Source organism: Streptomyces sp. NPDC007162 (assembly GCF_040634175.1).
In the GTDB taxonomy this organism is placed as follows: Bacteria; Actinomycetota; Actinomycetes; order Streptomycetales; family Streptomycetaceae; genus Streptomyces.
On the sequence record NZ_JBEYFC010001039.1, the window covers coordinates 1 to 1,213 of the forward strand.

The 1,213-nt window shown below is 65.1% G+C and carries 1 protein-coding gene; it reads left to right on the plus strand.

Annotated features, from left to right (window positions below; all coding sequences use genetic code 11):
• Positions 1 to 334 (plus strand): hypothetical protein (locus ABZ646_RS46970; protein ID WP_360534015.1); only part of this gene is annotated, 334 nt, incomplete at its 5' end.
• Positions 335 to 1,213: the final 879 nt, after the last annotated feature.

Sequence of the window (1,213 nt, forward strand, 5' to 3'; positions counted from 1 at the left end):
ATCTAACAACCAGGCAAGGAATTCGGTAATGGTGAAGGTCCTCTTCGACATCCGTCCGTCGCTGGTGGCGCTGCCCTTCCACCGCGCCTTGACGAGGCCGGTGGTGGAGATCGACGGCGTCGAGCGGCCCGCGAGATGGGGCACTACGGAGGTCTCGGTCGAGGCGGGCGTCCATGAGGTCGCTGTGTTCTTCCGCTACAAGGGCCAGCGTGTGGCCCGACTCGGCGTAAGCACCGAGGAGTTGACGGTGCAGGGCGACGCAGGCACACAGCCGCGGGTGACAGCGCGCCTCGGTCCGCGCAACGGCAGCAGCTTCGAGATCAAGTCCACCTGAGGCCCCACGGAGGAGAGTCACGTGCCTCAAAAGTCGATCGTGCAGTGTGCGGCGGGACACCTCTACACGGCTACATGGGTACCATTCGTCGGCATCAAGTCTCTGCGCCTCACCCTGTCCACGCGCTACGCTCGCTGCCCTGTTGAGAAGCACTGGGCGGTGGTCAGCAGGCTGGACCCGTCGACCCTCACTGAGGAGCAGCTCGCCGCGGCGAGGTCGCACGACGCGGGGTGGATGTAGGCAGAACGCAGAGCTGAGGCGAGGACCGGTGAACTGCGGGCGGTCAAGGACTTCTGGATCGCCTTGCAGCTCGGAACCGGTCGTCGACAGCCCCGTCGTGGTTGTTGGACCCAGGTTCTTGGGGCTGAGCGCTCCGGCTCCCTGGCTGCCGCCCAGCGGTGGAGACCGTCGAGCGCCGCGGAGAGAGCACGGCGGCACTTCGGCGCGCCCGTCGGCTGAGTATGTGAGGCCTCGCTCGGTAGCCAGGTGCATGCCACGCCATCCTGTGGGTCACCCTGTCTCCCGGCACTGTGGGTGCCGATAAATCATCTGGCCTGGTCAAGCGCTACGTCGGTACTCATGAAGGGTTCCGCTGAGTCGGTCTCGTCGGCGGACTTCCAGGTACCTGATCTGTGCTGGCACGCTGATCGGTTTGGGTAGCGGTCGGAGCGGTGCGGCTTGGTTCAGGGCTCGGTGCGGCCGATGCCGGTTGTAGAAGGTCTCGAACTCGCGGAGCACATGTAGGAGGAGTGTAAATCTAACGGCGGATCCGACGATCATGGGAGTGACGTCAAGTGACTGACACCGCCGTGGAGTTGGAGACCGTGGAGCCTGTCGAGAGTGCCCAGTCGGGGCAGCCTGCGTCCGTGTCCGACGAGC